The 25,294-nt window shown below is 66.5% G+C and carries 27 protein-coding genes; 16 read left to right on the forward strand and 11 right to left on the reverse strand.

Annotation, left to right across the window (positions count from 1 at the left end; genetic code table 11):
• Nucleotides 1-6 precede the first annotated feature (6 nt).
• Nucleotides 7-309: a HigA family addiction module antitoxin gene (locus SY91_RS02000; protein ID WP_012329419.1), complete on the reverse strand. Its 303-nt coding sequence runs from the start codon at nt 307-309 to the stop codon at nt 7-9.
• Between the two features lie 13 nt (nt 310-322).
• Nucleotides 323-601 (reverse strand): type II toxin-antitoxin system RelE/ParE family toxin, encoded by a 279-nt coding sequence (locus SY91_RS02005; RefSeq protein WP_023477640.1) that lies wholly within the window; start codon nt 599-601, stop codon nt 323-325.
• A gap of 411 nt (nt 602-1,012) precedes the next feature.
• Between SY91_RS02005 and dapF the strand changes: the two genes are divergently transcribed.
• From dapF to hslU, 8 genes are all read left to right on the forward strand, one after another.
• Nucleotides 1,013-1,882: a diaminopimelate epimerase gene (dapF, locus tag SY91_RS02010; RefSeq protein WP_023477638.1), complete on the forward strand. Its 870-nt coding sequence runs from the start codon at nt 1,013-1,015 to the stop codon at nt 1,880-1,882.
• 37 nt (nt 1,883-1,919) lie between these two features.
• Entirely contained in the window at nt 1,920-2,645 is a 726-nt protein-coding gene (locus tag SY91_RS02015) for a DUF484 family protein (protein WP_023477637.1), read from the forward strand.
• Nucleotides 2,646-2,658: 13 nt separating this feature from the next.
• Nucleotides 2,659-3,579: a tyrosine recombinase XerC gene (gene xerC / locus SY91_RS02020; RefSeq protein WP_023477636.1), complete on the forward strand. Its 921-nt coding sequence runs from the start codon at nt 2,659-2,661 to the stop codon at nt 3,577-3,579.
• A gap of 76 nt (nt 3,580-3,655) precedes the next feature.
• Entirely contained in the window at nt 3,656-4,870 is a 1,215-nt protein-coding gene (locus SY91_RS02025) for a class I SAM-dependent rRNA methyltransferase (protein WP_011546461.1), read from the forward strand.
• A gap of 191 nt (nt 4,871-5,061) precedes the next feature.
• A complete protein-coding gene (locus SY91_RS02030) occupies nt 5,062-6,144 on the forward strand; it encodes a CobW family GTP-binding protein (protein ID WP_023477633.1) in 1,083 nt (360 codons plus the stop codon).
• Nucleotides 6,145-6,640: 496 nt separating this feature from the next.
• Nucleotides 6,641-7,057 (forward strand): RNA polymerase-binding protein DksA, encoded by a 417-nt coding sequence (gene dksA, locus SY91_RS02035; protein WP_006477498.1) that lies wholly within the window; start codon nt 6,641-6,643, stop codon nt 7,055-7,057.
• 236 nt (nt 7,058-7,293) lie between these two features.
• Nucleotides 7,294-7,830, forward strand: coding sequence for an ATP-dependent protease subunit HslV (gene hslV / locus SY91_RS02040; RefSeq protein ID WP_023477631.1), 537 nt, complete (start codon nt 7,294-7,296; stop codon nt 7,828-7,830).
• Between the two features lie 10 nt (nt 7,831-7,840).
• Nucleotides 7,841-9,184: an ATP-dependent protease ATPase subunit HslU gene (hslU, locus tag SY91_RS02045; RefSeq protein WP_006477496.1), complete on the forward strand. Its 1,344-nt coding sequence runs from the start codon at nt 7,841-7,843 to the stop codon at nt 9,182-9,184.
• 67 nt (nt 9,185-9,251) lie between these two features.
• Here the strand turns inward: hslU and SY91_RS02050 are convergent, their stop codons facing one another.
• The 3 genes from SY91_RS02050 to SY91_RS02060 form a co-directional block, all read right to left on the reverse strand.
• Entirely contained in the window at nt 9,252-9,794 is a 543-nt protein-coding gene (locus tag SY91_RS02050; RefSeq protein WP_011546464.1) for a response regulator transcription factor, read from the reverse strand.
• A gap of 13 nt (nt 9,795-9,807) precedes the next feature.
• Entirely contained in the window at nt 9,808-11,238 is a 1,431-nt protein-coding gene (locus tag SY91_RS02055) for an ATP-binding protein (RefSeq protein ID WP_124477178.1), read from the reverse strand.
• Between the two features lie 80 nt (nt 11,239-11,318).
• Nucleotides 11,319-11,543, reverse strand: coding sequence for a cysteine-rich CWC family protein (locus SY91_RS02060; RefSeq protein WP_023478191.1), 225 nt, complete (start codon nt 11,541-11,543; stop codon nt 11,319-11,321).
• A 293-nt stretch (nt 11,544-11,836) separates the two neighbouring features.
• On the opposite strand from SY91_RS02060, the gene argB reads away from it, so the two are divergent.
• From argB to SY91_RS02095, 7 genes are all read left to right on the forward strand, one after another.
• Nucleotides 11,837-12,736, forward strand: a complete 900-nt coding sequence (gene argB / locus SY91_RS02065; protein WP_006490510.1) for an acetylglutamate kinase — start codon at nt 11,837-11,839, stop codon at nt 12,734-12,736.
• A complete protein-coding gene (locus tag SY91_RS02070) occupies nt 12,733-13,524 on the forward strand; it encodes a pyrimidine 5'-nucleotidase (RefSeq protein ID WP_023477673.1) in 792 nt (263 codons plus the stop codon). The genes argB and SY91_RS02070 overlap by 4 nt, the downstream gene beginning before the upstream one ends.
• A complete protein-coding gene (gene slmA / locus SY91_RS02075) occupies nt 13,491-14,156 on the forward strand; it encodes a nucleoid occlusion factor SlmA (protein ID WP_043888531.1) in 666 nt (221 codons plus the stop codon). Before SY91_RS02070 ends, slmA begins: the two co-directional genes overlap by 34 nt.
• 266 nt (nt 14,157-14,422) lie before the next feature.
• The gene (locus tag SY91_RS02080; protein ID WP_006477489.1) at nt 14,423-15,568 is read left to right on the forward strand and encodes a homoserine O-acetyltransferase; all 1,146 of its coding nucleotides are present in this window, start codon (nt 14,423-14,425) and stop codon (nt 15,566-15,568) included.
• Nucleotides 15,565-16,173 (forward strand): methionine biosynthesis protein MetW, encoded by a 609-nt coding sequence (metW, locus tag SY91_RS02085; RefSeq protein ID WP_006755281.1) that lies wholly within the window; start codon nt 15,565-15,567, stop codon nt 16,171-16,173. Before SY91_RS02080 ends, metW begins: the two co-directional genes overlap by 4 nt.
• Nucleotides 16,174-16,289: 116 nt before the next feature.
• On the forward strand, nt 16,290-17,711 hold the full coding sequence (locus SY91_RS02090) for an AmpG family muropeptide MFS transporter (protein ID WP_023477670.1): 1,422 nt from the start codon (nt 16,290-16,292) through the stop codon (nt 17,709-17,711).
• Nucleotides 17,701-18,753 (forward strand): M48 family metallopeptidase, encoded by a 1,053-nt coding sequence (locus SY91_RS02095; RefSeq protein WP_023477669.1) that lies wholly within the window; start codon nt 17,701-17,703, stop codon nt 18,751-18,753. The genes SY91_RS02090 and SY91_RS02095 overlap by 11 nt, the downstream gene beginning before the upstream one ends.
• A gap of 23 nt (nt 18,754-18,776) precedes the next feature.
• On the opposite strand, the gene SY91_RS02100 is transcribed toward SY91_RS02095, so the two are convergent.
• Nucleotides 18,777-19,721 (reverse strand): AraC family transcriptional regulator, encoded by a 945-nt coding sequence (locus tag SY91_RS02100; protein WP_043888530.1) that lies wholly within the window; start codon nt 19,719-19,721, stop codon nt 18,777-18,779.
• 225 nt (nt 19,722-19,946) lie between these two features.
• On the opposite strand from SY91_RS02100, the gene SY91_RS02105 reads away from it, so the two are divergent.
• On the forward strand, nt 19,947-20,999 hold the full coding sequence (locus SY91_RS02105; protein WP_023477668.1) for an NAD(P)-dependent alcohol dehydrogenase: 1,053 nt from the start codon (nt 19,947-19,949) through the stop codon (nt 20,997-20,999).
• A 100-nt stretch (nt 21,000-21,099) separates the two neighbouring features.
• Here the strand turns inward: SY91_RS02105 and SY91_RS02110 are convergent, their stop codons facing one another.
• The 5 genes from SY91_RS02110 to SY91_RS02130 form a co-directional block, all read right to left on the reverse strand.
• Nucleotides 21,100-21,822, reverse strand: coding sequence for a hypothetical protein (locus SY91_RS02110; RefSeq protein WP_043888532.1), 723 nt, complete (start codon nt 21,820-21,822; stop codon nt 21,100-21,102).
• On the reverse strand, nt 21,819-22,433 hold the full coding sequence (locus SY91_RS02115; RefSeq protein WP_124477173.1) for a hypothetical protein: 615 nt from the start codon (nt 22,431-22,433) through the stop codon (nt 21,819-21,821). Before SY91_RS02115 ends, SY91_RS02110 begins: the two co-directional genes overlap by 4 nt.
• Nucleotides 22,430-23,107 carry a PAAR domain-containing protein gene (locus tag SY91_RS02120; RefSeq protein ID WP_226241698.1) on the reverse strand — a complete coding sequence of 226 codons (678 nt, stop codon included), beginning with the start codon at nt 23,105-23,107 and terminating at the stop codon, nt 22,430-22,432. The genes SY91_RS02115 and SY91_RS02120 overlap by 4 nt, the downstream gene beginning before the upstream one ends.
• 481 nt (nt 23,108-23,588) lie before the next feature.
• Nucleotides 23,589-24,362 (reverse strand): exodeoxyribonuclease III, encoded by a 774-nt coding sequence (locus SY91_RS02125; protein ID WP_006477482.1) that lies wholly within the window; start codon nt 24,360-24,362, stop codon nt 23,589-23,591.
• Nucleotides 24,363-24,403: 41 nt separating this feature from the next.
• Nucleotides 24,404-25,243 (reverse strand): polyphosphate kinase 2 family protein, encoded by an 840-nt coding sequence (locus SY91_RS02130; RefSeq protein ID WP_023477666.1) that lies wholly within the window; start codon nt 25,241-25,243, stop codon nt 24,404-24,406.
• Between the last annotated feature and the right edge of the window lie 51 nt (nt 25,244-25,294).

Consider the following 25,294-nt stretch of genomic DNA (forward strand, 5'->3'; position numbering starts at 1 on the left):
GCGCCGTCATGTGCGCGCCTGTGCTCTTGCCACCTTAGGCGCACCCTTAGCGCGCGCCTGCCACAGATCGTAAGCCGACTGCTGCGCGAGCCACAGATCGGCCCTTCCCCCGTTTTCCTCGCCGAGCCACGCTTCGAGCCGCAACGCCATTTCCGGCGAGATGCCGGCATGGCCGTGCAGGACCCGCGACAGTGCGGCACGGGTCACGCCAAGTTGCGACGCGGCCTCGGTGACGGTCAGACCGAGCGCCGGCAGCACGTCGTCGCGCAGCGTTTCGCCCGGATGGGGTGGATTGAAGATGCGGGTCATGGCTTGAATCACCTTAGTGGTAGTCCTGGTAATCGACCAGAACGACGTCGCGGCCCTCGAATCCGAATGTCAGCCGCCAGTTGCCGTTGACGCCGACGGCGTAATATCCGTCCAGCCCGCCAGCGAGGCCGTGAAAACGCCAGCCAGGCACATTCATGTCCTGCGGCGCGCCAGCGACATCGAGACGCGCCAGCATGCGCCGCAGCCGGGGCGCATGATCCGGCCGAATGCCCGCCTTGCTCCCGGTGACGAAAAACGCTTCCAGTCCCTTGTGTACCCACGACTTGATCATGGACCTCCCACACTCGAGCGCGACGTCGACAGCATGGCCCGGATGTGTGTAGCCAGACTATACGAATCACTTGATTTCCTCGTCAATTTGACCCGTACGAAAACGCTCGTCCGGGTCGCCCATGCCTTCGTCGTGTATTCGGGCACGCACCGCCAGTGCCGCCTCCGCTACGCCCGCCACACCCTGCCAATTTGTCCGCTCGCCACGTACCCGACCAGTCGACCAGTCGACAGATGCCGCCTGCCCGGCCCGCAGGAGCAACCTGAAGCACCGTTCCCGCGCAGGACGCCCCCGTCGCCTGCATGTATCATTTGCGGTTGAGATCAGCACGACGAACGACGCTGCCCCGGCATGGCCGCCGGCCGCCCGTGTCGTGCCGACCGCCTTGTTCGCCATGGAATTCCGGACCCAGTGAAACTCTCGTTCACCAAGATGCACGGCGCGGGCAACGACTTCGTCGTGCTCGACGGCTACTCGCGCGCGCTGCCGCCGCTCACCGAAGCGCAGGTGCGCGCACTCGCCAACCGCCACTTCGGCATCGGCGCCGACCAGTTGCTGCTGGTCGAGAAACCGACCGTCGACGGGGCGGATTTCAAGTACCGGATCTTCAATTGCGACGGCGGCGAGGTCGAACACTGCGGCAACGGCGCGCGCTGTTTCGTGAAGTTCGTCAGCGACCGCGGCCTGACCGACAAGCGCAGCGTGCGCGTGCAGGTGATGAAGGGCCTGATCACGCTGACGCTGCAGGACAACGGCGAAGTCGTCGTCGACATGGGCGCGCCCGTGTTCGCGCCGGTGCAAGTGCCGTTCGACGCAGCGGGGCTCGACGGCCGCCAGGAAGGCCGCGACACGCTGTGGCCGCTCGACGTGGGCGGCGCGACGCGCTGGATTTCGACGGTGTCGATGGGCAATCCGCACGCGGTGCAGGTCGTCGACGACGTCGAAGCGTATCCGGTGCTGGAAGAAGGCCCGCTGATCGAGCGCCATGCGCGCTTCCCGCAGCGCGTGAACGCCGGCTTCATGCAGATCGTGTCGCGCCGTGAAGTGAAGCTGCGCGTGTACGAACGCGGCGCGGGCGAGACGCTCGCGTGCGGCACCGGCGCGTGCGCGGCGGTCGCGGCCGGCATCCGGCGCGGCCTGCTCGATTCGCCCGTGACCGTGCACACGCACGGCGGCACGCTGACGATCGGCTGGGACGGCGCGCGCGACGAAGCCGCCGCGCTGATGATGGCCGGCCCCGCCACGACCGTGTTCGAAGGCGAGATCGACCTGAACGCCTGACCCTGCAACGTCCCTGATAACTGAACGCTCCCGCCACATGAACGATCGCGAAGTCGCCGACTACCTGCTCGCCAATCCCGAATTCTTCGCGCAGCACGCCGAGCTGCTCGCGACGATCCGTCTCGCGAACCCGCACGGCAAGGCCGCGATCTCGCTGCAGGAGCGGCAGATGGAGATGCTGCGCGACAAGAACAAGCATCTCGAGCGCCGGCTCGCCGAGCTCGTGCGCTACGGCCACGAGAACGACAGCCTGTCCGCGAAGTTCAGCCGCTGGACCGCGCGCGTGATCGCGGAACGCGATCCGTACGCGCTGCCGCGCACGATCGCCGACGGCATCGCCGACGTGTTCGACGTGCCGCAGACGGCGTTGCGCGTGTGGGACGTCGCCGACACCTACGCGCAAGCCGACTTCGCGCGCCAGGTCGGCGAGGAAGTGCGCCTGTTCACGAACGGCCTGTCGACGCCGTACTGCGGCGCGAACACCGGCTTCGAAGCCGCCCAGTGGCTCGCGCCCGCACTCGCTGCCCCGGCCGCGAACGCAGCGGAAGGCGTCGAAGCCGCGCCGGCCGGCGACGGCTCGGCCGCGTCGGTCGCGCTGCTCGCGCTGCGCGCGCCGCTCGCCGGCAGCGATGCACCCGCGTTCGGCCTGCTGGTCCTCGGTTCGCCCGATCCGCGCCGCTTCCACGACGGGATGGCCACCGACTTCCTCGCGCAGATCGCGACGCTCGCGAGCGCCGCGCTCACGCGCCTGCTGCCGCACTGATCCGCCGCACGCGATGACCGACGATCCGATCGCCGCCTACCTGTCGAACCTGAAGCACGTCAGGCAGCTGTCGGAACACACGCTGCGCGCGTACACGCACGAACTCGACGAACTGAAGAAGCTCGCGGCCGGCCGGCCGCTCGAAGCATTGACCGCCGCCGACATGCGCGGCGCGGTCGTGCGCGGGCACGCGGCCGGACTGTCCGCGCGCTCGATCTCGCACCGCCTTTCCGCATGGCGTGCGTTCTATCGCTGGTTCGCGCAACGCGTCGAGATGCCCGCGAATCCCGTCGCCGGGGTACGCGCGCCCAAACGCGAGAAATCGCTGCCCAAGGCGCTGTCGGTCGACGATGCGGTCGCACTGATGGACGCGCCGCTCGCCGGCACGACCGAAAGCATCCGCGACCACGCGATCCTCGAGCTGTTCTATTCGTCGGGGCTGCGCCTCGCCGAACTGGTCGGGCTCGACGTCCGGTACACGCAGGCCGACGGCTACCGCTCGGCCGGCTGGCTCGATCTCGCCGAAGCCGAAGTCACCGTGCGCGGCAAGGGCAACAAGGAGCGCAAGGTGCCGGTCGGCAGCAAGGCGATCGACGCGCTGAACGCGTGGCTCGCGGTGCGCGGCGAATTCGTGAAGCACGATCCGCATCCGCTGTTCGTGTCGGTGCGCGGCAACCGGATGTCGCCGGGCGTCGTGCGCGAGCGCGTGAAGCGCGCGGCGCTCGCCGCCGGCATCCCCGCCAACGTCCACCCGCACGTGTTGCGCCACTCGTTCGCGACGCACGTGCTGCAGTCGAGCGGCGACCTGCGCGCGGTGCAGGAACTGCTCGGCCATGCGAGCGTCGCCGCGACGCAGATCTATACGTCGCTCGACTTCCAGCATCTCGCGAAGATTTACGACAGCGCGCATCCGCGCGCGAAGAAGCGCGACTGACGCGCATCCCGTGTTACCCGCCACGCGCGGCGGCCGGCACCGGCCGGCGTCGCGCGCGGCCCATTTCGATCTCATCATGCAAACCGTCACCCTCAAGCCGTCCAAGGAAAAATCGCTGCTGCGCCGCCATCCGTGGATCTACGCCAATGCGATCGACCGCGTCGACGGCAAGCCCGCGCCCGGCGCGACCGTGCTCGTGCGCGCGCACGACGGCCGCTTCCTCGCGCGCGGCGCGTACAGCCCGCAGTCGCAGATCCGCGTGCGGGTATGGAGCTTCGACGAGCACGAGCCGATCGATCACGCGTTCTTCAAGCGCCGCGTGCAGCGCGCGGTCGCGCACCGCACGACGATGGTGTCGGGCACCGGCGCGGTGCGGCTCGTGTTCGGCGAAGCCGACGGGCTGCCGGGGCTGATCGTCGACTACTACGTCGCGGATACCGCCGAAGCCGGCGCGGCGCCGCGCGGCCAGCTGGTCTGCCAGTTCATGGCCGCAGGCGTCGAAGCGTGGAAGGACGCGATCGTCGCGGCGCTCACCGGCGCGACCGGCTGCCCGAACGTGTACGAGCGCTCGGACGTGTCGATCCGCGACAAGGAAGGGCTCGAACAGACGACCGGCGTGCTGGCCGGCGACGCGCCGCCCGCGACGCTGATCGCGAACGAAAACGGCGTGCGCTATCACGTCGACGTGCCGAACGGCCACAAGACGGGCTTCTACGTCGACCAGCGCGATAACCGCGCGCTCGTCGCGCAGTACGCGGCCGACCGCGACGTGCTGAACTGCTTCTGCTACACGGGCGGCTTCTCGCTCGCGGCGCTCAAGGGCGGCGCGAAACGCGTCGTGTCGATCGATTCGTCGGGCGACGCGCTCGCGCTCGCGCAGCAGAACGTCGTGGCCAACGGCTTCGACGCGGCACGCGCGACCTGGCTCGACGCCGATGCGTTCAAGACGCTGCGCCGCCTCGTCGACGAAGGCGAGCGATTCGACCTGATCGTGCTCGATCCGCCGAAGTTCGCGCCGACCCGCGACAGCGTCGATCGCGCGGCGCGCGCGTACAAGGACATCAACCTGAGCGGTTTCAGGCTGCTGCGTCCGGGCGGCCTGCTGTTCACGTACTCGTGCTCGGGCGCGATCGACATGGACCTGTTCCAGAAGATCGTCGCGGGCGCCGCGGCCGACGCAAAGGTCGACGCACGCATCCTGAAGCGGCTCGGCGCGGGCGTCGATCATCCGCTGCTCGCCGCGTTCCCGGAAGGCGAATATCTGAAGGGCCTGCTGTTGCAAATCGTCTGATCGCCCCGATCTAGCGCGGACTACCGCGCCCGCCCTCCGTTGGCGGCGCAGCGCCCCAGCCTGTCGTTCGGACGACGGGCGGGGGCTTGACAGGTATGTTTCAATGGATGGTTGTGCGCCCCGGCTCGCAGCGCGAGGGCGCGACGCACATCCTGGTTTTGACCCCGATTCACGAACCACAGGCGACCGACATGGCCACTCCCGTCACCATCCTCACCGGCTTCCTCGGCAGCGGCAAGACGACGCTGCTCAAGCGCATCCTGAACGAACAGCACGGCATGAAGATCGCCGTGATCGAGAACGAGTTCGGCGAAGAGAACATCGACAACGAAATCCTCGTGCAGGATTCGAACGAGCAGATCATCCAGATGAGCAACGGCTGCATCTGCTGCACGATCCGCGGCGACCTCGCCCGCGCGCTCGGCGATCTGGCCGCAAAGAAGCGCGAAGGCAAGCTCGACTTCGACCGCATCGTGATCGAGACGACCGGCCTCGCGAACCCGGGCCCCGTCGCACAAACGTTCTTCATCGACAGCGAAATCGCCGACGATTTCCTGCTCGACGCGGTCATCACGCTGGTCGACGCGAAGCACGCGAACGCGCAGCTCGACGAACACGAGGTGGTGCAGCGCCAGGTCGGTTTCGCCGACCGCCTGTTCATCACGAAGTCGGACCTCGTCGACGACCAGACCGTCGCGGGCCTCAAGCACCGCCTGATGCACATGAACCCGAAGGCCGCGATCAAGGTCGTGAATTTCGGCGAAGCGGACATCAAGGAAATCTTCGACCTGCGCGGCTTCAACCTGAACGCGAAGCTCGAGATCGATCCCGATTTCCTCGCCGAGGACGATCACGCGCACGATCATCACGATCACGACCATGATCACGATCACGCGAATTGCGACCACGATCACGGCCAATGCGCGCACGATCACGACCACGGCCACCACCACAATCATCACCACGCGCACCACGACGACAAGATCAAGTCGTTCGTGTACCGCAACGACCGCCCGTTCGACCCGAACAAGCTGGAAGACTTCCTCGGCGGCATCCTGCAGATCTACGGCGAGCGGATGCTGCGCTACAAGGGCGTGCTGTACATGAAGGGCGTCGACCGCAAGGTCGTGTTCCAGGGCGTGCACCAGATGATGGGCAGCGACCTCGCGGCGAAGTGGCTGCCGGTCGAGAAGAAGACCAACAAGATGGTGTTCATCGGCGTCGACCTGCCGCAGGACCTGATCACCGACGGCCTCGACGCCTGCCTCGCCTGATCCGCGCGGGCGCCCGCCGTGCGCCCGCTGCCCGGCCGCCCGCACCGGCGGCCGCGGCGGTCGCGCGGCGCCTTTTCCGGGCAGGGTTTCGCCGTCATCGCTTTTTCGCGATTTGCGCGTTATATTTTCTAGATATTGGCGCAGCCGACGGGGATCGACCCGATACGGCGCCCGCTTGCGATTCAGTTACAATACGTGCCCGCTGGAGTACGGCAACAAACAGGCCCGGTTCTTGCTGAACCAGTTTTCCGGGCATCGCAACCGCGCCGGATCGCCAATCCGCCTCCCGGCCGCGGCCGATGCGATGTGCCGCGCAGCACACCGGTTCGCAGCGCGCGCAAATCCGCGCCAGGCCTATCCTGGTATTTGAGAACCGGTTTTCCAGAGGCTTTCGGCCCCGCGGCGGCAAATCGCAAATGATTGCAAGCGCGGTTGCGGGTAATCCCAAAGTGCAGGCAATATCTCTCGATTTGCCGCACATTGAAGAAGCAAGCAGATGACGAAGAAACTCTTGACCGAAGCCGAAATCCTGAAGATGAGCGACAAGGATTACATGAATGAGGATCAGCTCGCCTTCTTCAAAAATCGGCTCGAACAGTTGCAGGCGGACATCCTCAAGAATGCAGGCCAGACGACCGAGAACCTGCGCGAGACGGTGATCGTCCCCGATCCCGCCGACCGCGCGACGATCGAGGAAGAGCACGCGCTCGAGCTGCGTACGCGCGATCGCGAACGCAAGCTCCTCAAGAAGGTTCAGCAGTCGCTCGCCCGCATCGATTCCGGCGATTACGGCTGGTGTGAGGAAACCGGCGAGCCGATCGGCATTCCGCGCCTGCTCGCGCGTCCGACCGCCACGCTGTCGCTCGAGGCGCAGGAGCGCCGCGAGCTGCGCCAGAAGCTGTTCGGCGACTGATCGAGCGGTATTCCGCTCAAACACGCTGCTTCCCGAAAGCGCGCGGCCTGCCGCGCGCTTTTTGTTTTCCGGCACCGGCTCCCGGCCGCCGGCCGATTTGCTTTCCCCTCTTGATATCCCGGCGCCCGCCCTAAAATGAAACGGACGCGCGCCGGGCCGCTCCCCGGCGCACTGCGGATTCACGCGGCGGCGCGTCGCGCCGCCCGACTCTTCCCCGTTTTTCTCAAGGAACGCAGATGGAGCAATTTCACGGCACGACCATCGTTTCGGTCCGGCGCGGCGACAAGGTCGCGCTCGGCGGCGACGGCCAGGTAACCCTCGGCAACATCGTCATGAAGGGTGGCGCGCGGAAAGTGCGGCGGATCTACAACAACCAGGTTCTGGTCGGATTCGCGGGCGGCACCGCCGATGCGTTCTCGCTCCTCGACCGCTTCGAGGCGAAGCTCGAGAAGCACCAGGGCAACCTGACCCGCGCGGCCGTCGAGCTCGCGAAGGACTGGCGCACCGACCGGATGCTGCGCCGCCTCGAGGCGATGCTGATCACGGCCGACGCGACCACCACGCTCGTCATCACCGGCAACGGCGACGTGCTCGACCCGGAAGGCGGCATCTGCGCGATCGGCTCGGGCGGCGCGTACGCACAGGCCGCGGCCCGCGCGCTCGTCGAGAACACCGAGCTGTCGCCGCGCGACATCGTCGAGAAGTCGCTCGGGATCGCGGGCGACATGTGCATCTACACGAACCACAACCGCATCATCGAAACGATCGAGTAAGGACAGCCCCATGAGCACCATGACCCCTGCCGAGATCGTCTCGGAACTCGACAAGCACATCATCGGCCAGGCGAAGGCGAAGAAGGCCGTCGCCGTCGCGCTGCGCAACCGCTGGCGCCGCCAGCAGGTCGCCGAGCCGCTGCGCCAGGAAATCACGCCGAAGAACATCCTGATGATCGGGCCGACGGGCGTCGGCAAGACCGAAATCGCGCGCCGCCTCGCGAAGCTCGCCGACGCGCCGTTCATCAAGATCGAAGCGACCAAGTTCACCGAAGTCGGCTACGTCGGCCGCGACGTCGACAGCATCGTGCGCGACCTGATCGAGATCTCGGTCAAGCAGACGCGCGAAGCCGAAATGCGCAAGGTGCGCAGCAAGGCGACCGACCAGGCCGAAGACCGCATCCTCGACATCCTGCTGCCGCAACCGCGCGCGGTGGGCTTCGGCGGCAATGCCGAGCACGCGAACGACGACAACAACGCGACGCGCCAGACCTTCCGCAAGCGCCTGCGCGAAGGCCAGCTCGACGACAAGGAAGTCGAGCTCGACCTCGAGCAGCCGTCGGTCGGCATGGACATCATGGCGCCGCCGGGGATGGAAGAGATGACCGAGCAGATCCGCTCGATGTTCTCGAACCTCGGCAGCGGCAAGAAGCAGCGCCGCAAGGTGAAGATCAAGGAAGCGCTGAAGCTGCTGACCGACGAGGAAGCGGCGAAGATGCTCAACGAAGAGGAAGTGAAGACGAAGGCCGTGCAGAACGTCGAGCAGAACGGCATCGTGTTCCTCGACGAGATCGACAAGATCACGTCGCGCAACAACGAAGGCAGCGGCGGCGAAGTGTCGCGCCAGGGCGTGCAGCGCGACCTGCTGCCGCTCGTCGAAGGCACGACGGTCAACACGAAGTACGGGATGGTGAAGACCGATCACATCCTGTTCATCGCGAGCGGCGCGTTCCACCTCGCGAAGCCGAGCGACCTGATTCCGGAGCTGCAAGGCCGCTTCCCGATCCGCGTCGAGCTCGATTCGCTGTCGGTCGAAGATTTCGAGGCGATCCTCGATGCGACCGACGCGAGCCTCGTCAAGCAGTACCAGGCGCTGCTCGCGACCGAAGACGTGCAGCTCGAATTCGCCGCGGACGGCATCCGGCGCCTCGCCGAGATCGCGTTCGCGGTCAACGAGAAAACCGAGAACATCGGCGCGCGCCGGCTGTACACGGTGATCGAGAAGCTGCTCGAGGAAGTGTCGTTCTCGGCCGGCAACCACGCCGGCGAGCGCGTGACGATCGACGCGAAGTATGTCGACCGTGCGCTCGGCGAAGTGGCGCAGGACGAGGACCTGTCGCGCTACGTGCTGTAACGCGCGCGGTGCTTGACGAGAGACGGGCGGCGCCTGCGGGGGCCGCCCGTTTTCGTTGGTGCGCCGCTTACTGCCGAACCGGCTTCTTCGCGAGCTTGCGCTGCAGCGTGCGGCGGTGCATGTTCAGCGCCCGCGCGGTGGCCGAAATGTTGTTGTTGTTCTCCGCCAGCACGCGCTGGATGTGCTCCCATTCGAGCCGGTCCACCGACAGCACGACCGGATTCTCGAGCGCCTCGTCGGCCTGCACTTCGGTCGCGTTGGTCTGCAGCGCGGCCAGGATCGACTCGACGTTCGCCGGCTTCGCGAGATAGTTGTCGGCGCCCTCCTTCACGGCCTGCACGGCGGTCGCGATGCTCGCGTAGCCGGTCAGCACCAGAATGCGCGCATCGGGCTGCAGGTCGCACAGCGGCGCGATCAGGCTCAGCCCGGAATCCTCGCCGAGATGCAGGTCGACGGTGATGAACTGGAACTTGCCGCCTGCGGCGAGCCGCAGCGCCGTCTCCTTGTCGTGCGCCTGCTGGACCGCGTAACCGCGGCGCTCGAGGCCGCGCGCGAGCGTGCCCGCGAACACCTCGTTGTCGTCGATCACCAGGAAATTGTTCTCGCTCATGTGGTTTCTCCGTCTACGTGTTGGTTGAGGCCGCCGGCATCGCGACGCGCACGGCCGGCAGGCGCAGCACGGCCCGCGTGCCGCGCCCGGCCGCGGCGACGGCCGGGCGGCTGTCCGGCGCGCCGGCCGGCCGTTCGGCTGCACGTGCACCCGTGCGCGATCCCGCGCGTTGTCCCGATGCGGCCGCCGCGTGGCCATTTGCCGCACCGCCGGCCCGCCCGTTGCCGCCCGCCGCGCGCGGCGTGACGTCGGACAGTTCGATCTCGCCGCCGAGCCGCGCGGCCGCACTGAACGCGAGATACAGGCCGACGCCGTGCCCGCCCTGCGTGCTGTCGACCGGCATCGCGCCGAGCGATTCGCGCAGCGCGGCCGGAATGCCGGGCCCGTCGTCGCATACCTCGAATTCGATTTCGTCGGCCGTGCCGCCATGCGCGACCTTCGCGGCGAGCGTCACGCGCTGCGGGCTCGCGCGCGCGGCGTTGTCGAGCAGGATCGTCAGAATCTGGCCGGCCGCGACCGTATCGTCGAGCGCGACGCCGGCCGGGCGCGCGCCGAGCAGCTCGAACTGCACGTGCGGATGCCGCAGGCGCCAGTGCTCGACGAACGTGTCGAGCCAGTCGTCCACCGGCTGGCGGCTCGCCGACGTGCTCGCGCGGCTGCGCAGGCGCGCGAGCGCCGACGTGCACAGCGACATCTGTTCCTCGAGCACCTTCAGGTCGGCGTCGTAGCGCGCGAGCCCCGGATCGGCGCGCGCCGCGTCGCGCAATTCCTCGGCGAGCATCGCGATGGTCGACAGCGGCGTGCCCATTTCATGCGCGACCGTGGCGGCCTGCACGCCGAGCGCGACGGCCCGCTCGTCGCGCAGCAGATGCGCCTGCGCCTCGCCGAGCGCCGCGTCGCGCTGGCGCAGCGCGTTCGACATGCGCGCGACGAACCACGCGATCAGCCCGACGCTGACCATGAAGTTCACCCACATGCCGGTACGGTAGTAATCGAACAGGTTCGCCGGGTTGTCCATGTTGAGCGGCACCGAATCGAAGCCGAGCGCTGCGTAGCAGGCGACCGCGAACGCCGCGAGCCAGATCATCAGGTGCCACGGCAGCACGGCCGCCGCGATCGCGAGCGACGGCAGGTACAGCGACACGAACGGGTTGGTCGTCCCGCCCGACAGGAACAGCAGCGCGGACAGCGCACCGAGGTCGACCCACAGCTGGCCGAGTAGCTCGAAATTGGTCTCGGGCCGCGCACGCAGCACGCGCACCCAGGTCAGCGCGTTAAAAACGATTTCGAGCGCGATGACCATCAGCATTGCCGGCAGCGGCAGATGCACGCCGAAATAGGTCTGCACGACGCCGATCGTCACGAGCTGGCCGATGATCGCGAGATTGCGGAGCCAGAACAGGTGACCGAGGTTGACGCGCCCGGTGGTGGTGATTCGTTGCATCCGGGCAGTTTACCCGTTTAGCGCCCGGCGCCTCTAGCGGGGCCGGATCGATGCGCGCGAACGGGCGCGGCGAGGCGCCGTCAACCGGCCGCGCCGGCCATGCGCTGCGCGATCTCGTCGGCCAGGCACTCGGGGCATCGGCACCGCGCGCCGGCCGCGGGCGGCGTGCCGCCGGGCGGCACCGGCATCGCCGCGCACCAGCAGTCGAACGGCTGCGTATGCGCGCCGCAGTCGAAGCCGCGCCCGCAGTGCGGGCAGCGCGCACGGTGCGGGACGGAACGGGCGTCGGCGGCGGAATCGGTCATGGCGCAATCGCGGAAGCGGGCGGGACATCGCCCCACGCGACAAGCATAGCGCGGCGGCTGGATTTTGCACGCCGGCCGCTTGGCCGGGGTCCATCGCAAACGCGCGCCCGCCAGCCCGCCGACGCCACCCGCGCGACGCCGCCCGAATCGCGCCGCGCCATAGCCGGCGGGCCGCCGCGTGCGATGTCGCGCCGCGCCGCCGGGGCGCCGGCCGGCCCAAAAACCCGATGCTGCGCTGCGCCACTCCTGTACAATTCGCCCTGTTTCAACCGTTCCCAGCCAGAGCCGCCGCCATGTCCGAGCCCATCGACCTCTCGCAGATCGCCCCCACGCTGAAAGCAGAAATCCTCGCGGAGGCGCTGCCGTACATCCGTCGTTACCACGGCAAGACCGTGGTCATCAAATACGGCGGCAACGCGATGACGGAAGAGCGGCTCAAGCAGGGCTTCGCGCGCGACGTGATCCTGCTGAAACTGGTCGGCATCAACCCGGTGATCGTCCACGGCGGCGGTCCGCAGATCGATCACGCGCTGAAGAAGATCGGCAAGGCCGGCACTTTCATCCAGGGCATGCGCGTCACCGACGAAGAGACGATGGAAGTCGTCGAATGGGTGCTGGGCGGCGAAGTGCAGCAGGACATCGTGATGCTGATCAATCACTTCGGCGGCCACGCGGTAGGCCTGACGGGCAAGGACGGCGGCCTGATCCACGCGCGCAAGCTGCTGATGCCGGACCGCGACAACCCGGGCCAGTACATCGACATCGGCCAGGTCGGCGAAGTCGAGGCGATCAACCCGGCGGTCGTGAAGGCGCTGCAGGACGACGCGTTCATCCCGGTGATCTCGCCGATCGGCTTCGGTGAAGACGGCCTGTCGTACAACATCAACGCCGACCTCGTCGCGGGCAAGCTGGCCACGGTGCTGAATGCCGAGAAGCTGCTGATGATGACCAACATCCCGGGCGTGATGGACAAGGACGGCAACCTGCTGACCGACCTGTCCGCCCGCGAGATCGACGCGCTGTTCGAGGACGGCACGATCTCCGGCGGCATGCTGCCGAAGATCTCGTCGGCACTCGACGCCGCGAAGAGCGGCGTGAAGTCGGTGCACATCGTCGACGGCCGGATCGAGCATTCGGTGCTGCTGGAAATCCTGACCGAGCAGCCGTTCGGCACGATGATCCGCTCGCATTGAGCGCGCGCCGCCCACCTGCCAGCCCCGACCTGCCGGTCCCACTGCGGCGCCGGCGCATCTCGCGCAGCCGGCCGCGCGCCGGCGCGCCCGTCTGGCTGTTCGATCTCGACAACACGCTGCACCACGCGTCGCACGCGATCTTTCCGGAGATCAACCGTGCGATGACGCAATACATCATCGACGCGCTGCAGGTCGGGCGCGCCGAAGCCGACCGCCTGCGCAACGGCTACACCGAGCGCTACGGCGCCGCGCTGCTCGGCCTCACGCGCCACCACCCGATCGACCCGCACGATTTCCTGCGCGTGGTCCACACGTTTTCCGACCTGCCCGCGATGGTGCGCGCCGAGCGCGGCCTCGCGCGCATCGTCGCCGCGCTGCCGGGCCGCAAGCTGATCCTGACCAACGCGCCGGAAAACTATGCGCGCGCGGTGCTGCGCGAGCTGGGCATCGAGCGGCTGTTCGAGCGCGTGATTGCGATCGAGCACATGCGCGACCGCCGCACGTGGCGCGCGAAGCCCGACCATGCGATGCTGCGCCGGACGCTGCGCGCCGCGCACGCACGGCTCGCCGACGCGATCCTCGTCGAGGATACGCGCAGCCACCTGAAGCGCTACAAGCGTCTGGGCATCGGCACGATATGGATCACCGGCCACCTGCCCGGCCATCTGCCGGCGACCGGACGCCCGCATTATGTCGACCAGCGCATTCGTTCGTTAAAATCGCTGCGACTGGGCACACGATCGGGGCGACAAAAATGCAGCCGACTTACCCGCAGGACCAAGCCGTAACGGAAAGCCAGGCCACACCCTCCCGCCCGCGCCCGAAGCCGGGCGAGCGCCGCGTCATGATCCTGCAGACGCTCGCGGCGATGCTCGAGGCCCCGAAACCCGAGAAAATCACGACCGCCGCGCTCGCGGCCCGGCTCGACGTGTCGGAAGCCGCGCTGTACCGGCACTTCGCCAGCAAGGCGAAGATGTACGAAGGGTTGATCGAGTTCATCGAGCAGGCGCTGTTCGGGCTCGTCAACCAGATCGTCGCGAAGGAGCCGAACGGCGTGCTGCAGGCCCGCACCATTGCGCTGACGATGCTCAATTTCGCCGCGAAGAACCCGGGCATGACGCGCGTGCTGACCGGCGAGGCGCTGGTCGGCGAGGACGAGCGGCTCACCGAGCGGGTGAACCAGCTGCTCGACCGCATCGAGGCGACCGTCAAGCAATGCCTGCGCGTCGCGCGCACCGAGGCGAATACGCCGCAGGACGGCGCGGCGCCGTTCGTGCTGCCCGCCGACTACGATCCCGGCGCCCGTGCGAGCCTGCTCGTCAGCTATGTGATCGGCCGGTGGCACCGCTTCGCGAAGGGCGGGTTCCAGAAGCCGCCGGGCGAGCAGGCCGATGCGCACCTGCGGCTGATCCTGCAGTGACCGACGCATGACGGCGCGCCCCGCCATGCGCCCGAATCCGGGCCTCGCAATTTCCGCTATACTTTGCCGACTGTCGCCCCACGGGCGGCAGGTCGGAAGCGCGCCGATTTGCTGACTCGATTGCGGGCGCGCGAACCGGCCAGGGCGTGGCTGTGCGTTTGCCCCGGCGGTTCACTACAAATGCGGCTAAAGAGGTCGTCAGCCGCGCACCTTCGCCTCCGCGCATCGCCGACACCATTTAGCCGCCCAGTCATAAGGCGGAACGAATGGAATCGATCGGCATCGTCGCTCCACAGACCATGCACTTCGCCGAACCGCTGCGCTTGCAAAGCGGCAGCGTGCTCGGCAACTATCAGCTCGTCGTCGAGACGTACGGCGAGCTCAACGCCGCGCGCTCGAACGCGGTGCTCGTCTGCCACGCGCTCAACGCGTCGCACCACGTCGCCGGCGTCTACGCGGACGATCCGCGCAGCACCGGCTGGTGGGACAACATGGTCGGCCCGGGCAAGCCGCTCGACACCAACCGCTTCTTCGTGATCGGCGTGAACAACCTCGGCTCGTGTTTCGGCTCGACCGGCCCGATGAGCATCGACCCGTCGACCGGCAAGCCGTACGGCGCCAAGTTCCCGGTGGTGACCGTCGAGGACTGGGTGCATGCGCAGGCGCGCGTCGCCGACGCATTCGGCATCGAGCGCTTCGCCGCGGTGATGGGCGGCAGCCTCGGCGGCATGCAGGCGCTCGCGTGGAGCCTGATGTATCCGGAGCGCGTCGCGCACTGCATCGACATCGCATCGACGCCGAAGCTGTCCGCGCAGAACATCGCGTTCAACGAGGTCGCGCGCTCGGCGATCCTGTCCGATCCCGACTTCCATGGCGGCGACTACTACGCGCACGGCGTGAAGCCGAAGCGCGGCCTGCGCGTCGCGCGGATGATCGGCCACATCACGTACCTGTCCGACGACGACATGGCCGAGAAATTCGGCCGCGCGCTGCGGCGCGCCGACGGCGCGCTCGACGCGTACAACTTCAGCTTCGACGTCGAATTCGAGGTCGAGTCGTACCTGCGCTACCAGGGCGACAAGTTCGCCGACTACTTCGACGCGAACACGTACCTGCTGATCACGCGCGCGCTCGACTACTTCGATCCGGCGAAGGCATTCGACGGCAACCTGACGGCCGCGCTCGCGCACACGCAGGCGAAGTACCTGATCGCGAGCTTCTCGACCGACTGGCGCTTCGCGCCCGCCCGCTCGCGCGAGATCGTGAAGGCGCTGCTCGACAACAAGCGCACGGTCAGCTACGCGGAAATCGATGCGCCGCACGGTCACGACGCATTCCTGCTCGACGACGCGCGCTATCACAACTTGCTCCGCGCGTATTACGAACGAATCGCCAACGAGGTGGGCGCATGAACCAGCAAGCGTTGAATTCCCTGTCCGCGCGCGCGGACTTCCGCACGATCGCGCGCTGGGTCGAGCCGCGCTCGACCGTGCTCGACCTCGGCTGCGGCGACGGCTCGCTGCTCGCGCTGCTGATGGAGGAGCTGGACGTCACCGGCTACGGAATCGAGCTGAACGACGCGGGCGTGCTCGCGAGCGCGAAGAACGGCATCAACGTGATCCAGCAGAACCTCGAGGATGGCCTGCGCCTGTTCGAGGACCACAGCTTCGACATCGCGATCCTGTCGCAAACGCTGCAAACGATCCACCAGACGGCCGCGATCCTGCGCGAAACGGCGCGCGTCGGCCGCGAGTGCATCGTGTCGTTCCCGAACTTCGGCTACTGGCCGCACCGGCTGTCGGTGCTGAACGGCCGGATGCCGGTGTCGAAGTCGCTGCCTTACCAGTGGCACAACACGCCGAACGTGCGGGTGCTGACGATCGAGGATTTCGAGGCGCTGGCGCCCGAAGTGGGCGTGACGATTCTCGACCGCGTCGTGCTGCACGAAGGCCAGCCGATTCGATGGGGAGCGAACTGGCGTGGTAGTCTTGCTGTCTATCGCGTCAAGCGCAGCTGAGCCGGGGAGCCGTTGACGGAAGATCCGGCCCGCCCACGCGCGCGGCCGCCCCTCCTGCGCCGTGCGCGCCGCCTGCGCTGCCGCCGCCGTCAGTCAACGCTACCCAGTTCCTGTCCATGTCGAAAACGCCACACGAGGCGCCCGCACTCACCGCTCACGAGGATCACCCCGGCTGGCGCGCCTATCTGAACACGCACATGCTGATCTGCGTGTTCCTGGGCTTCACGTCGGGGCTGCCCCTCTTCACGCTCGTCTACCTCGTGCAGGCATGGCTGCGCTCCGAGGGCGTGAACCTGAAGGAAATCGGCCTGTTCGCGCTGATCCAGTTCCCGTATACGTGGAAGTTCCTGTGGGCGCCGCTGATGGACCGCTACATCCCGCGCCTGCCCGGCTGGCGGCCGGGCCGCCGGCGCGGCTGGCTGCTGCTCACGCAGCTGCTGGTCGCCGGCGCGATCGCCGCGCTCGGCTTCGTGTCGCCGCGCGACTCGATCTGGACGGTCGCCGCACTCACCACGCTCGTCGCGTTCTTCGGCGCGAGCGCCGACATCGTGATCGACGCGTATCGCCGCGAGTTGCTGCGCGACACCGAGCAGGGCCTCGGCAACGCGGTGCACGTGAACGCGTACAAGCTCGCCGCGCTGATCCCCGGCTCGCTCGCGCTGATCCTGTCCGACCACCTGCCGTGGGACGCGGTATTCGCGATCACCGGCGCGTTCATGCTGCCGGGCATCCTGATGACGCTCGTCGTGCGCGAGCCGGAAGTGGTCGGCACGCCGCCGCGCAACCTGCGCGACGCGATCGTGCTGCCGTTCCGCGAATTCATCCAGCGCGACGGCTGGGCCGGCGCGCTGCTCGTCATCGCGTTCATCTTCCTGTTCAAGATCGGCGACACGATGGCGACCACGCTGTCGACATCGTTCTTCCTCGACATCGGCTTCTCGCGCACCGAGATCGGCATCGTCGCGAAAACCACCGCGCTCGTCGCGAGCGTCGCCGGCGGCATCATCGGCGGCATCTGGCTCGTGAAGATCGGCATCGGCCGCGGGCTGTGGATCTTCGGCGCGCTGCAGATGGTGTCGACGCTCGGCTTCGCGTGGCTCGCGCAGCTCGGCCCCGGCTCGCCGGTGCTCGCGGTGCTGTACGACTTCACGGTTGCGGCCAGCCACGCGCTCGCGTCGTTCATGTCGGTGTTCGGTATCGAGATCACGCCGAAGCTGAGCCCGATGACGGTCGCGCTCGCGCTCGTCTACGGCTTCGAAACCTTCACGACCGGCCTGACGATGGCCGCGTTCGTCGCATATATCGCGAGCACGACCGACCCGCGCTACACGGCCACGCAGTTCGCGCTGTTCACGAGCCTCGCGTCGGTGCCGCGTACGCTCGCATCGGCCGCGAGCGGCTTCGTCGTCGCGAAGATCGGCTGGTACGACTATTTCATCGTGTGCACCGCGCTCGCGGTTCCCGGCATGCTGCTGCTGTTCAGGATCGCGCCATGGAACGGTGCCGCGCGCGACGGCGAGGCGAGCCGTGCGCGGTAACCGCCTGCATCGTCTCGCGCGCGTGACAGCTGCGTTGAGCGTCGGCGCCGCGGCATTCACCGCGACGAGTGCGCACGCGACCGACATCGGCGCGACGGCTGCGGGCTCCGCACCGGCCGCCGCGCAGGCGACGCCGCCCACCCCCGCCACGTCTGCCGCGCCCGTCCCGCCGTCTGCCGCCGAAGGCGCGCAGCCGACCGGCGCCGCGGTGCCGGCGAAGGCCTATACGCCGACGCCGCAGCAGGTCCGCTACGGCAACGCGATCGCGTTCCGCACGCTGATCCCGTCGCCGCTGCTCGAGCAGCTCACCGCGAACGAATACGCGCAGATCGTACAGACGGCCGCCGACAGCAACCGCCTGCTGAGCGCGAACCAGCCGCGCGTGAAACGCCTGCGCGCGATCGTCGCGAAGCTCGCGCCGTATTCGGTGAAGTGGAACGACCGCGTGAAAAGCTGGGCGTGGGACGTCAACGCGATCCGCTCGCGCGATATCCGCCTGACCTGCCTGCCGGGCGGCAAGGTGCTGGTGTACGGCGGCATGCTCGACCGCGTGCGCCTGAACGACGACGAACTCGGCGTGCTGCTCGCGCACGGCATCGCGCATGCGCTGCGCGAACACGCGCGCAGCAACTTCAGCGTGACCTCGCAGACGTCGCTGCGCGCGGCCGCGCTGCCGCCGCTGTTCGGCGTCGGCGATCCGCTGCCGCAGGCGCTGAATCTCGGCGAGCGTCTGCAGTCGCTCCACTACGATCCGACCGACGAAACCGAAGCCGACGTGATCGGCGGCGACATCGCCGCACGCGCGGGCTTCGATCCGCGCGCGGCAATCACGCTGTGGGACAAGCTCGCGGTCGCGACGCGCGCGAACAAGGCGTCGGGCTTCATCTACACGCACCCGTACAGCGCCGCGCGCCGCCAGGATCTGCTGAACCGGCTGCCGGACCTGATGCCGCTGTACGCGAAGGCGACGGGCAAACGCGTCGAATCGCTGCCCGACTATGCGGGCATCAGCGCGCAGCGGCGCAAGATCGTGCGGCGCTGAGCCACCGCGCGAGACCCGGGACACTATGCGTGCGCATCGGCCATCGCCGGGCGCACCCCGCTGTCACGCATCCAGCGCACGTCATCCGCGGGGCTGCGGCCGAACAGCCGCTTGAACTCGCGACTGAACTGCGACGCGCTCGCATAGCCGACCCGCGCGGCTGCCGCGCCGGCGCCCAGTCCGTCGCGCACCATCATCAGCCGCGCCTGGTGCAGCCGCGCCGTCTTCACGTACTGCATCGGCGACGTCGCCGTCACGTGCTTGAACTGCGCGTGAAACACCGCGAGGCTCATCCCCGCTTCGCGGGCAAGCGTCTCGACGTCGAGATCGGCCCTCAGCTCCGCATGGATGCGCCGCAGCGCCTTCGCGATGCGGCCGAAATGATGCTGCTGCACGAGCGCCGCGCGCATCGCGTCGCCCTGCTCGCCGGTCAGCACGCGATACGCGATCTCGCGCATGATCGCCGGCCCCAGCACGCGCGTGTCGTGCGGCGACGCGAGTGCTTCGAGCAACCGCACGACCGCATCGGCCAGCGGTGCATCGAGCGGCGTCGAATAGACGCCGAGCGGCTCGCTGATCGCCGCGCCGAGCGTCTCGTCGAGCAGGATCGCGAGCTCGGCGATCACGGCGAGATCGACGCGGATCGAGATCGCGAGAAACGGCTCGTCCATGCTCGCGAAGGTTTCGCATTCGAACGGCAGCGGCACCGACAGCACCAGGTACTGCTGCGCGTCGTACACGAACGAGCGGTCGCCGAGATAGCCGAGCTTGCGCCCCTGGCACACGACGATGATGCTCGGCTCGTACAGTACGGGCATGCGCGGCGCGGGACGGCTCACGCGGAACAAGCGCACGCCGTCGAGCGCCGCGAGCGTGTCGCCCTCGTTCGGCGCGAGGCGCGTGTGCAGCTCGATCATCCGGCGCTGCACGCGGTCGCCCGAGTCGGCAAAAAGGGGCTGGAAGCTCATCTGCGTGGTCCTGTCCGGCAAGAGAATCTGGCTCGCAATTTAGCACCTTGAACGCGTTTTGACGGGCGTTCGCGCGTAATTCAAGAGGAATAGGCAAATCTTCCAGACCTTCATGTATTTCGCCGCGGCGGTGCGCTCCTTACGATAGGCGCCTGTCTCGCCGCATCGCCACATGATGCGACGGCAGTCTGTTTCGCCGGATGTTTCCGGACAAGGAGCCTTTGCATGAGCACGACCTATGCCTACGCGGCGACCGATTCGCAATCGCCGCTCGCCCCGTTCGAATTCCAGCGTCGCGCGCTGCGCGACCTCGACGTCCAGATCGACGTCCTCTACTGCGGCGTCTGCCACTCCGACCTTCACCAGGCGCGCAACGAATGGCGCAACACGATCTACCCGGTCGTGCCCGGCCATGAAATCGTCGGCCGCGTGACCGCGACCGGCCCGCAGGTGTCGCGCTTCAAGGTCGGCGAGCTGGTCGGCGTCGGCTGTCTCGTCGATTCGTGCCGCACTTGCGCGAGCTGCGAAGAAGGCCTCGAGCAGTATTGCGAGAACGGCTTCGTCGGCACCTACAACGGCCAGGACCGCGTGACGGGCGACATCACGTACGGCGGCTATTCGACGCAGCTCGTCGTCGACGAGGCGTTCGTGCTGCGCGTGCCGGACACGCTCGACCCGGCCGGCGCGGCGCCGCTGCTGTGCGCGGGAATCACGACCTACTCGCCGCTGCGGCAGTGGAACGTCGGCCCCGGCAAGAAGGTCGGGATCGTCGGTCTCGGCGGCCTCGGCCACATGGGCGTGAAGCTGGCGCGCGCGATGGGCGCGCACGTCGTGCTGTTCACGACGTCGCCGTCGAAGATCGAGGACGGCAAGCGGCTCGGCGCGCATGAAGTGGTGATCTCGAAGGACGAAGCGCAGATGAACGCGCACCTGAACAGCTTCGACTTCATCCTGAACACGGTCGCCGCGCAGCACGACCTGAACCCGTTCCTGCACCTGCTCAAGCGCGACGGCACGATGACGCTCGTCGGTGCGCCTGAGCACGACCATCCGTCGCCGCAGGTGTTCAACCTGATCTTCAAGCGCCGCCGCCTCGCGGGCTCGCTGATCGGCGGGATCGCGGAAACGCAGGAAATGCTCGACTTCTGCGCGGAGCACGGGATCACGTCCGATATCGAGACGATTCCGATGCAGCAGATCAACGCCGCCTACGAGCGGATGCTGAAGAGCGACGTGAAGTACCGGTTCGTGATCGACATGGCGTCGATCAAGCAGTAAGACCGGAGGCGTGCTTGCTTGGCCTTGAGCGGGCCTGCAAGCACGTCGAATGACGTCGCGGCACGACGCGTCGATAGTGCCCGCGATCCCGACGGCACCGTCAGTCGCGATCCTGCAGCGAGAATTGAAACGGATTCTCCGGGGTGGTGAATTTAAGCCGGAACGATTCGCGGGTTCGAGCAAAGCGGTGCCCCTCGAACGTGTAGTAATTGGCCAGCAATCCGGTCCGCACCGCATTCGCATCGTCGAACAGATAGCGATTCTTCGGAAAGGCAAGTTTCCCATCGCTCGTCACCACGACGGCCCGGCAGGACGAAAGCAGTCCGGGCAATTGCAGAAACGCAGGCTTGCGCGACAACGGATTCACCACCATGAATACTTGCCGGTATCGGCTGGCCGCTTCACCCGACGCACTGCCATTACCTTCCACACAGATCAGCGGCGGATGGACATTGGCTCGTTCGGCGATGTATACGTCAGCCGAGTCCGGAAAAATGTCTGACGCGTACTCACCCGGAAATGCCTTCGCACGCGCAAACCGATACGTTCGACCGTTGACCACGATACGGTCCTGCCAGAGTTCGAGTGCGAGTGCCTTTTTCCCCAGCTCGGCGTGCAGCGCCGCGAACTCGCCTGGCTTTCCGGGGTACGCATAGAGCACGTGAGCACCGGGTATATTCGGGTCACCTTCCCGCTCAACCGACGTGCGAAATACCGGGTTTGGCCGTGCTGCATAGAATGCATCGTAGCCGTCATACGACGCGGCCGTGGCGTCGCGCGCCAAGACGAGCAATGCTACGGCCAATATCGTTACGATTTTCATCGATGAGCCTTGGCTCCCGTCGCCCGAAGATAGTCTGGATTGTATTTCCAGAAAATCGTACTCCCATGGGCCGCGGTCGATACCCATACCGAGTCATAGCGGCCTCGTTCAGCGCCGTCGACTGTCTTTCCGGTCCTCTTGTTCACCACCCTCCATCGTTTGATAAACAATCCCGGATTCTCCTGCACGTCGAAAATGTTGTGCGAAGGCGTCCCCCACTTGAATGTGTTTTTGACCTTAGGGTGTGATGCATACCTCGTCATAAAGTCACGGCCGTCCCACCAAAACGCACCATTCGATGGATCCGGACCTTCATTTGCCAAGGCTTTGCGTGCCCATTCGACGGCCAATCGCATCCCGGCGTCAGCATCGAGCTGGTCGCCCTGCGTCGACATCAGCTTGTTGAAGCGCTGATTGTCACCATTCCAGGCATAGGCATAGTTTGGGTCTGCTGCACGCAGTTGCGATACGCTCATCCCACTCCATGCCCTGCACCTGTTTGCGACGGCAAAGGCGATGCCACCGATTTCGTTCGAATCATTTGCAACGGACGCTTCACCGTATGCGATTGCAGCAAGCAAACGCAGATCCTCACTGATTTCGTCACTCATCGCACGGCCCCGGTGCGCCAGACGACGACGGCAAGATCAGGGTGCGCTTGCATTGAGAACGACCGCGTTCTACCGTGTGCGAGAGGCGCGTTATCGATGAGCGTACGTCCATTGCTCTGCACCTTGTAGTTCATTCCGTCGACAGGTCTTCCAGAGACTGCATCAACGATCTCGAAAAAGTGCTCGACCTCTTCCTCCGAATCAGCGGATGTCCTGGCCACATTCGGCGCAACCACATTCGCAACAGACAATTCTTCGTTGCTATATGTGGTCAGGAATATTCCTGGATTTGAGCCGGCGAGGACCCGATTCGCTTTGCACGGACAGAGCACCAAGTCACCGTCAACGACAACGTTCCGCCCCTTTTCCGACATCCCTGCGCCGGTTCCGAATATTTTGAATGTCCCGTCGCAGTTGCCGCACGTCGCTTCGTCACCACTCAGCGCCACATGCTTTCCATCGTCGTAAATCGTCGACGAATATGCGAAGACGATTCCGCTCGTCGTTGTCGGGTCGCCGTGTCGAATCGCCGCCTTACGCACGGTGCCCTCCCGTACGAACCGCATCTGCCGATATTGGCGAATATGCCGAATCAAATAGTCCCGGGACCGCGTCGCCATCGCGAACGGTAATGCCGAACGCGTTCTGCGCGGCCGTAACGATACGATCACCATTACTCAAATGCGACCCGACGAGTGCAACCGGTCGGTCCTCCCTCGTAACAACACCACCGGCTCCGTCCATGATCGTGGACTCGGTACCATCCTCGTATGCAACGATATCGCTAACTGCTGCAAGCCTCGGATCCGTCGCATTGGTGGACACCCGCGCAACGCTCCCACCACGCTCGGTACGAGCGCCGATCCTTGCGAATAGATGCGTTGTTTCGTTAACTGCTTGCTTCGACATGCCGAGTTCTCCTTTCTGAATGGATCGTCGCGGCCTGCGAATGACCACGACGCGTGCTTCCCGCGCCCGGAAAGCACGCGTACATCCGTCGAGCAGTCTCCACAAATCAAGGGGGCGTGAATATGGGATGTGTTCGAAAATGTGAGTCATCCTTGGATGAGCGACGCCACCAAACGAAACGGGCCGCCTGTCGACAGGCGGCCCGTTTCGCATCCGGCGGCTGCGCGCGCGGCGCAGCGCCGGCCATCACTTCTGGTAGTCGTAGTCGATCGTCAGCGGCGCATGGTCGCTGAACTTGATGTCCTTGAAGATCGATGTGCTTTTCGCGGTCCCGGCCACGCCCGGGGTCGCGATCTGGTAATCGATCCGCCACCCGACGTTCTTCGCGTACGCCTGGCCGCGGTTGCTCCACCACGTGTACTGCTCGGGGCGCTGATCGAGCGTGCGGAACACGTCGACGTAGCCGACGTCGTCGAACAGCTTCGTGAGCCACTCGCGCTCTTCCGGCAGGCAGCCCGAGTTCTTCTGGTTGCTCTTCCAGTTCTTGATGTCGATTTCCTTGTGGACGATGTTCACGTCGCCGCACAGGATCACCTCGCGCTTCTTCTTCAGCGCCGCGAGGTGCGGCATGAATTCGGCCATGAAGCGGTACTTCGCCTGCTGGCGCTCCTCGCCGCTCGAACCGGACGGCACGTACACCGATACGACCGACAGCTTGCCGTAGCGTGCCTCGACGTAGCGCCCTTCGGGATCGAACTCGCTGCTGCCGAAACCGATGATCACGTCATCGGGCTCGCGGCGGCTGTACACGCCCGCGCCGCTGTAGCCCTTCTTCTCGGCGTGGTGGAAATAGCTCTTGAAGCCGTGCGGCTCGACGAATTCGGCCGGCAGGTCGTCGGCCGACACCTTGATTTCCTGCACGCATACGCAATCGGCGTTCTGTTCGCCGAGCCAGTCGAAGAAGCCCTTCTTCGCGGCGGAGCGGATGCCGTTCAGGTTGGCGGTAATCACTCGCATCATGTCGGGTTCCGTTCAGTTCGATGTTTTTACAGGGGGGCAGCTTAACGGATCTTCACGCCTTCGAGCTCGGGCTTCGGCGGCGGGAATTCCAGCTTCATGTCGGTCATCGTGCGCAGCAGCAGCTCGGCGATCATCACGTTGCGGTGCGTCTTCGAATTCGCCGGGATCACGTACCACGGCGCATGCTCGGCCGACGTCGCGGCGAGCGCGTCGCGGTATGCGGACTGGTACGCGTCCCAGTGCTTGCGCGCGTCGAGATCGGAGATGTCGAATTTCCAGTGCTTGGTCGGGTCGTCGATGCGCGCCTGCAGCCGCGCGCGCTGCTCGTCCTTCGAGATGTGCAGGAAGCACTTGATGATCGTCGTGCCGTTCTCGACCAGCATCGTCTCGAAATCGCGGATCTGCCGGTAGCGGCGCTCGCACTCCTTGTCGCCGATCGCGCCGAGCACGCGCGGCACCAGCACGTCCTCGTAGTGGCTGCGGTTGAAGATCGCGAGCTCGCCCGCCGCCGGCACCTGCGCATGCACGCGCCACAGGAAGTCGTGCGCGGCCTCGATCGGCGTCGGCGCCTTGAACGGCACGATGCGCAGGCCGAGCGGGTCGACTTCGCGAAACACCGCGCGCACGGTGCCGTCCTTGCCGCTGGTATCCATGCCCTGCAGCACGAGCAGCACGCGCTTCTTCTGCTGCGTGTGCAAGCGCTCCTGCTGCACGTCGAGCTCGGTCGACACGACCGACAGCCGTTCGCGGTCGGCCTCCTTCGAGCCGGACGAAAACGGCTTCGCGCCAGGGTCGAACGCGTCGAGCTTGAATGCGGCGGCTTCCTTCTCGCGTGTGCTGTAGGGCACGCGGAAATCGTCGAGCGACGGTTGTTTCGCCATTCGTTCCTCCGTTGGACGGTGTGGTGCATACGATAACGCATCCACCAAACG

Source organism: Burkholderia cenocepacia, from assembly GCF_014211915.1.
GTDB classification, from domain to species: domain Bacteria; phylum Pseudomonadota; class Gammaproteobacteria; order Burkholderiales; family Burkholderiaceae; genus Burkholderia; species Burkholderia orbicola.

Coding starts and splice junctions, on each gene's coding strand:
- SY91_RS02005 (WP_023477640.1), bottom strand. CDS start 601: ATGATCAAGTCGTGGGTACACAAGGGACTGGAAGCGTTTTTCGTCACC.
- hslU (WP_006477496.1), top strand. CDS start 7,841: ATGAGCACCATGACCCCTGCCGAGATCGTCTCGGAACTCGACAAGCAC.
- slmA (WP_043888531.1), top strand. CDS start 13,491: ATGCAGCCGACTTACCCGCAGGACCAAGCCGTAACGGAAAGCCAGGCC.
- metW (WP_006755281.1), top strand. CDS start 15,565: ATGAACCAGCAAGCGTTGAATTCCCTGTCCGCGCGCGCGGACTTCCGC.
- SY91_RS02120 (WP_226241698.1), bottom strand. CDS start 23,107: ATGGTGATCGTATCGTTACGGCCGCGCAGAACGCGTTCGGCATTACCG.
- SY91_RS02110 (WP_043888532.1), bottom strand. CDS start 21,822: ATGAAAATCGTAACGATATTGGCCGTAGCATTGCTCGTCTTGGCGCGC.
- SY91_RS02055 (WP_124477178.1), bottom strand. CDS start 11,238: ATGCAACGAATCACCACCACCGGGCGCGTCAACCTCGGTCACCTGTTC.
- SY91_RS02015 (WP_023477637.1), top strand. CDS start 1,920: ATGAACGATCGCGAAGTCGCCGACTACCTGCTCGCCAATCCCGAATTC.
- SY91_RS02000 (WP_012329419.1), bottom strand. CDS start 309: ATGACCCGCATCTTCAATCCACCCCATCCGGGCGAAACGCTGCGCGAC.
- SY91_RS02080 (WP_006477489.1), top strand. CDS start 14,423: ATGGAATCGATCGGCATCGTCGCTCCACAGACCATGCACTTCGCCGAA.
- SY91_RS02090 (WP_023477670.1), top strand. CDS start 16,290: ATGTCGAAAACGCCACACGAGGCGCCCGCACTCACCGCTCACGAGGAT.
- dksA (WP_006477498.1), top strand. CDS start 6,641: ATGACGAAGAAACTCTTGACCGAAGCCGAAATCCTGAAGATGAGCGAC.
- SY91_RS02030 (WP_023477633.1), top strand. CDS start 5,062: ATGGCCACTCCCGTCACCATCCTCACCGGCTTCCTCGGCAGCGGCAAG.
- SY91_RS02060 (WP_023478191.1), bottom strand. CDS start 11,543: ATGACCGATTCCGCCGCCGACGCCCGTTCCGTCCCGCACCGTGCGCGC.
- SY91_RS02105 (WP_023477668.1), top strand. CDS start 19,947: ATGAGCACGACCTATGCCTACGCGGCGACCGATTCGCAATCGCCGCTC.
- SY91_RS02130 (WP_023477666.1), bottom strand. CDS start 25,243: ATGGCGAAACAACCGTCGCTCGACGATTTCCGCGTGCCCTACAGCACA.
- xerC (WP_023477636.1), top strand. CDS start 2,659: ATGACCGACGATCCGATCGCCGCCTACCTGTCGAACCTGAAGCACGTC.
- SY91_RS02125 (WP_006477482.1), bottom strand. CDS start 24,362: ATGATGCGAGTGATTACCGCCAACCTGAACGGCATCCGCTCCGCCGCG.
- SY91_RS02115 (WP_124477173.1), bottom strand. CDS start 22,433: ATGAGTGACGAAATCAGTGAGGATCTGCGTTTGCTTGCTGCAATCGCA.
- SY91_RS02050 (WP_011546464.1), bottom strand. CDS start 9,794: ATGAGCGAGAACAATTTCCTGGTGATCGACGACAACGAGGTGTTCGCG.
- SY91_RS02100 (WP_043888530.1), bottom strand. CDS start 19,721: ATGAGCTTCCAGCCCCTTTTTGCCGACTCGGGCGACCGCGTGCAGCGC.
- argB (WP_006490510.1), top strand. CDS start 11,837: ATGTCCGAGCCCATCGACCTCTCGCAGATCGCCCCCACGCTGAAAGCA.
- hslV (WP_023477631.1), top strand. CDS start 7,294: ATGGAGCAATTTCACGGCACGACCATCGTTTCGGTCCGGCGCGGCGAC.
- SY91_RS02025 (WP_011546461.1), top strand. CDS start 3,656: ATGCAAACCGTCACCCTCAAGCCGTCCAAGGAAAAATCGCTGCTGCGC.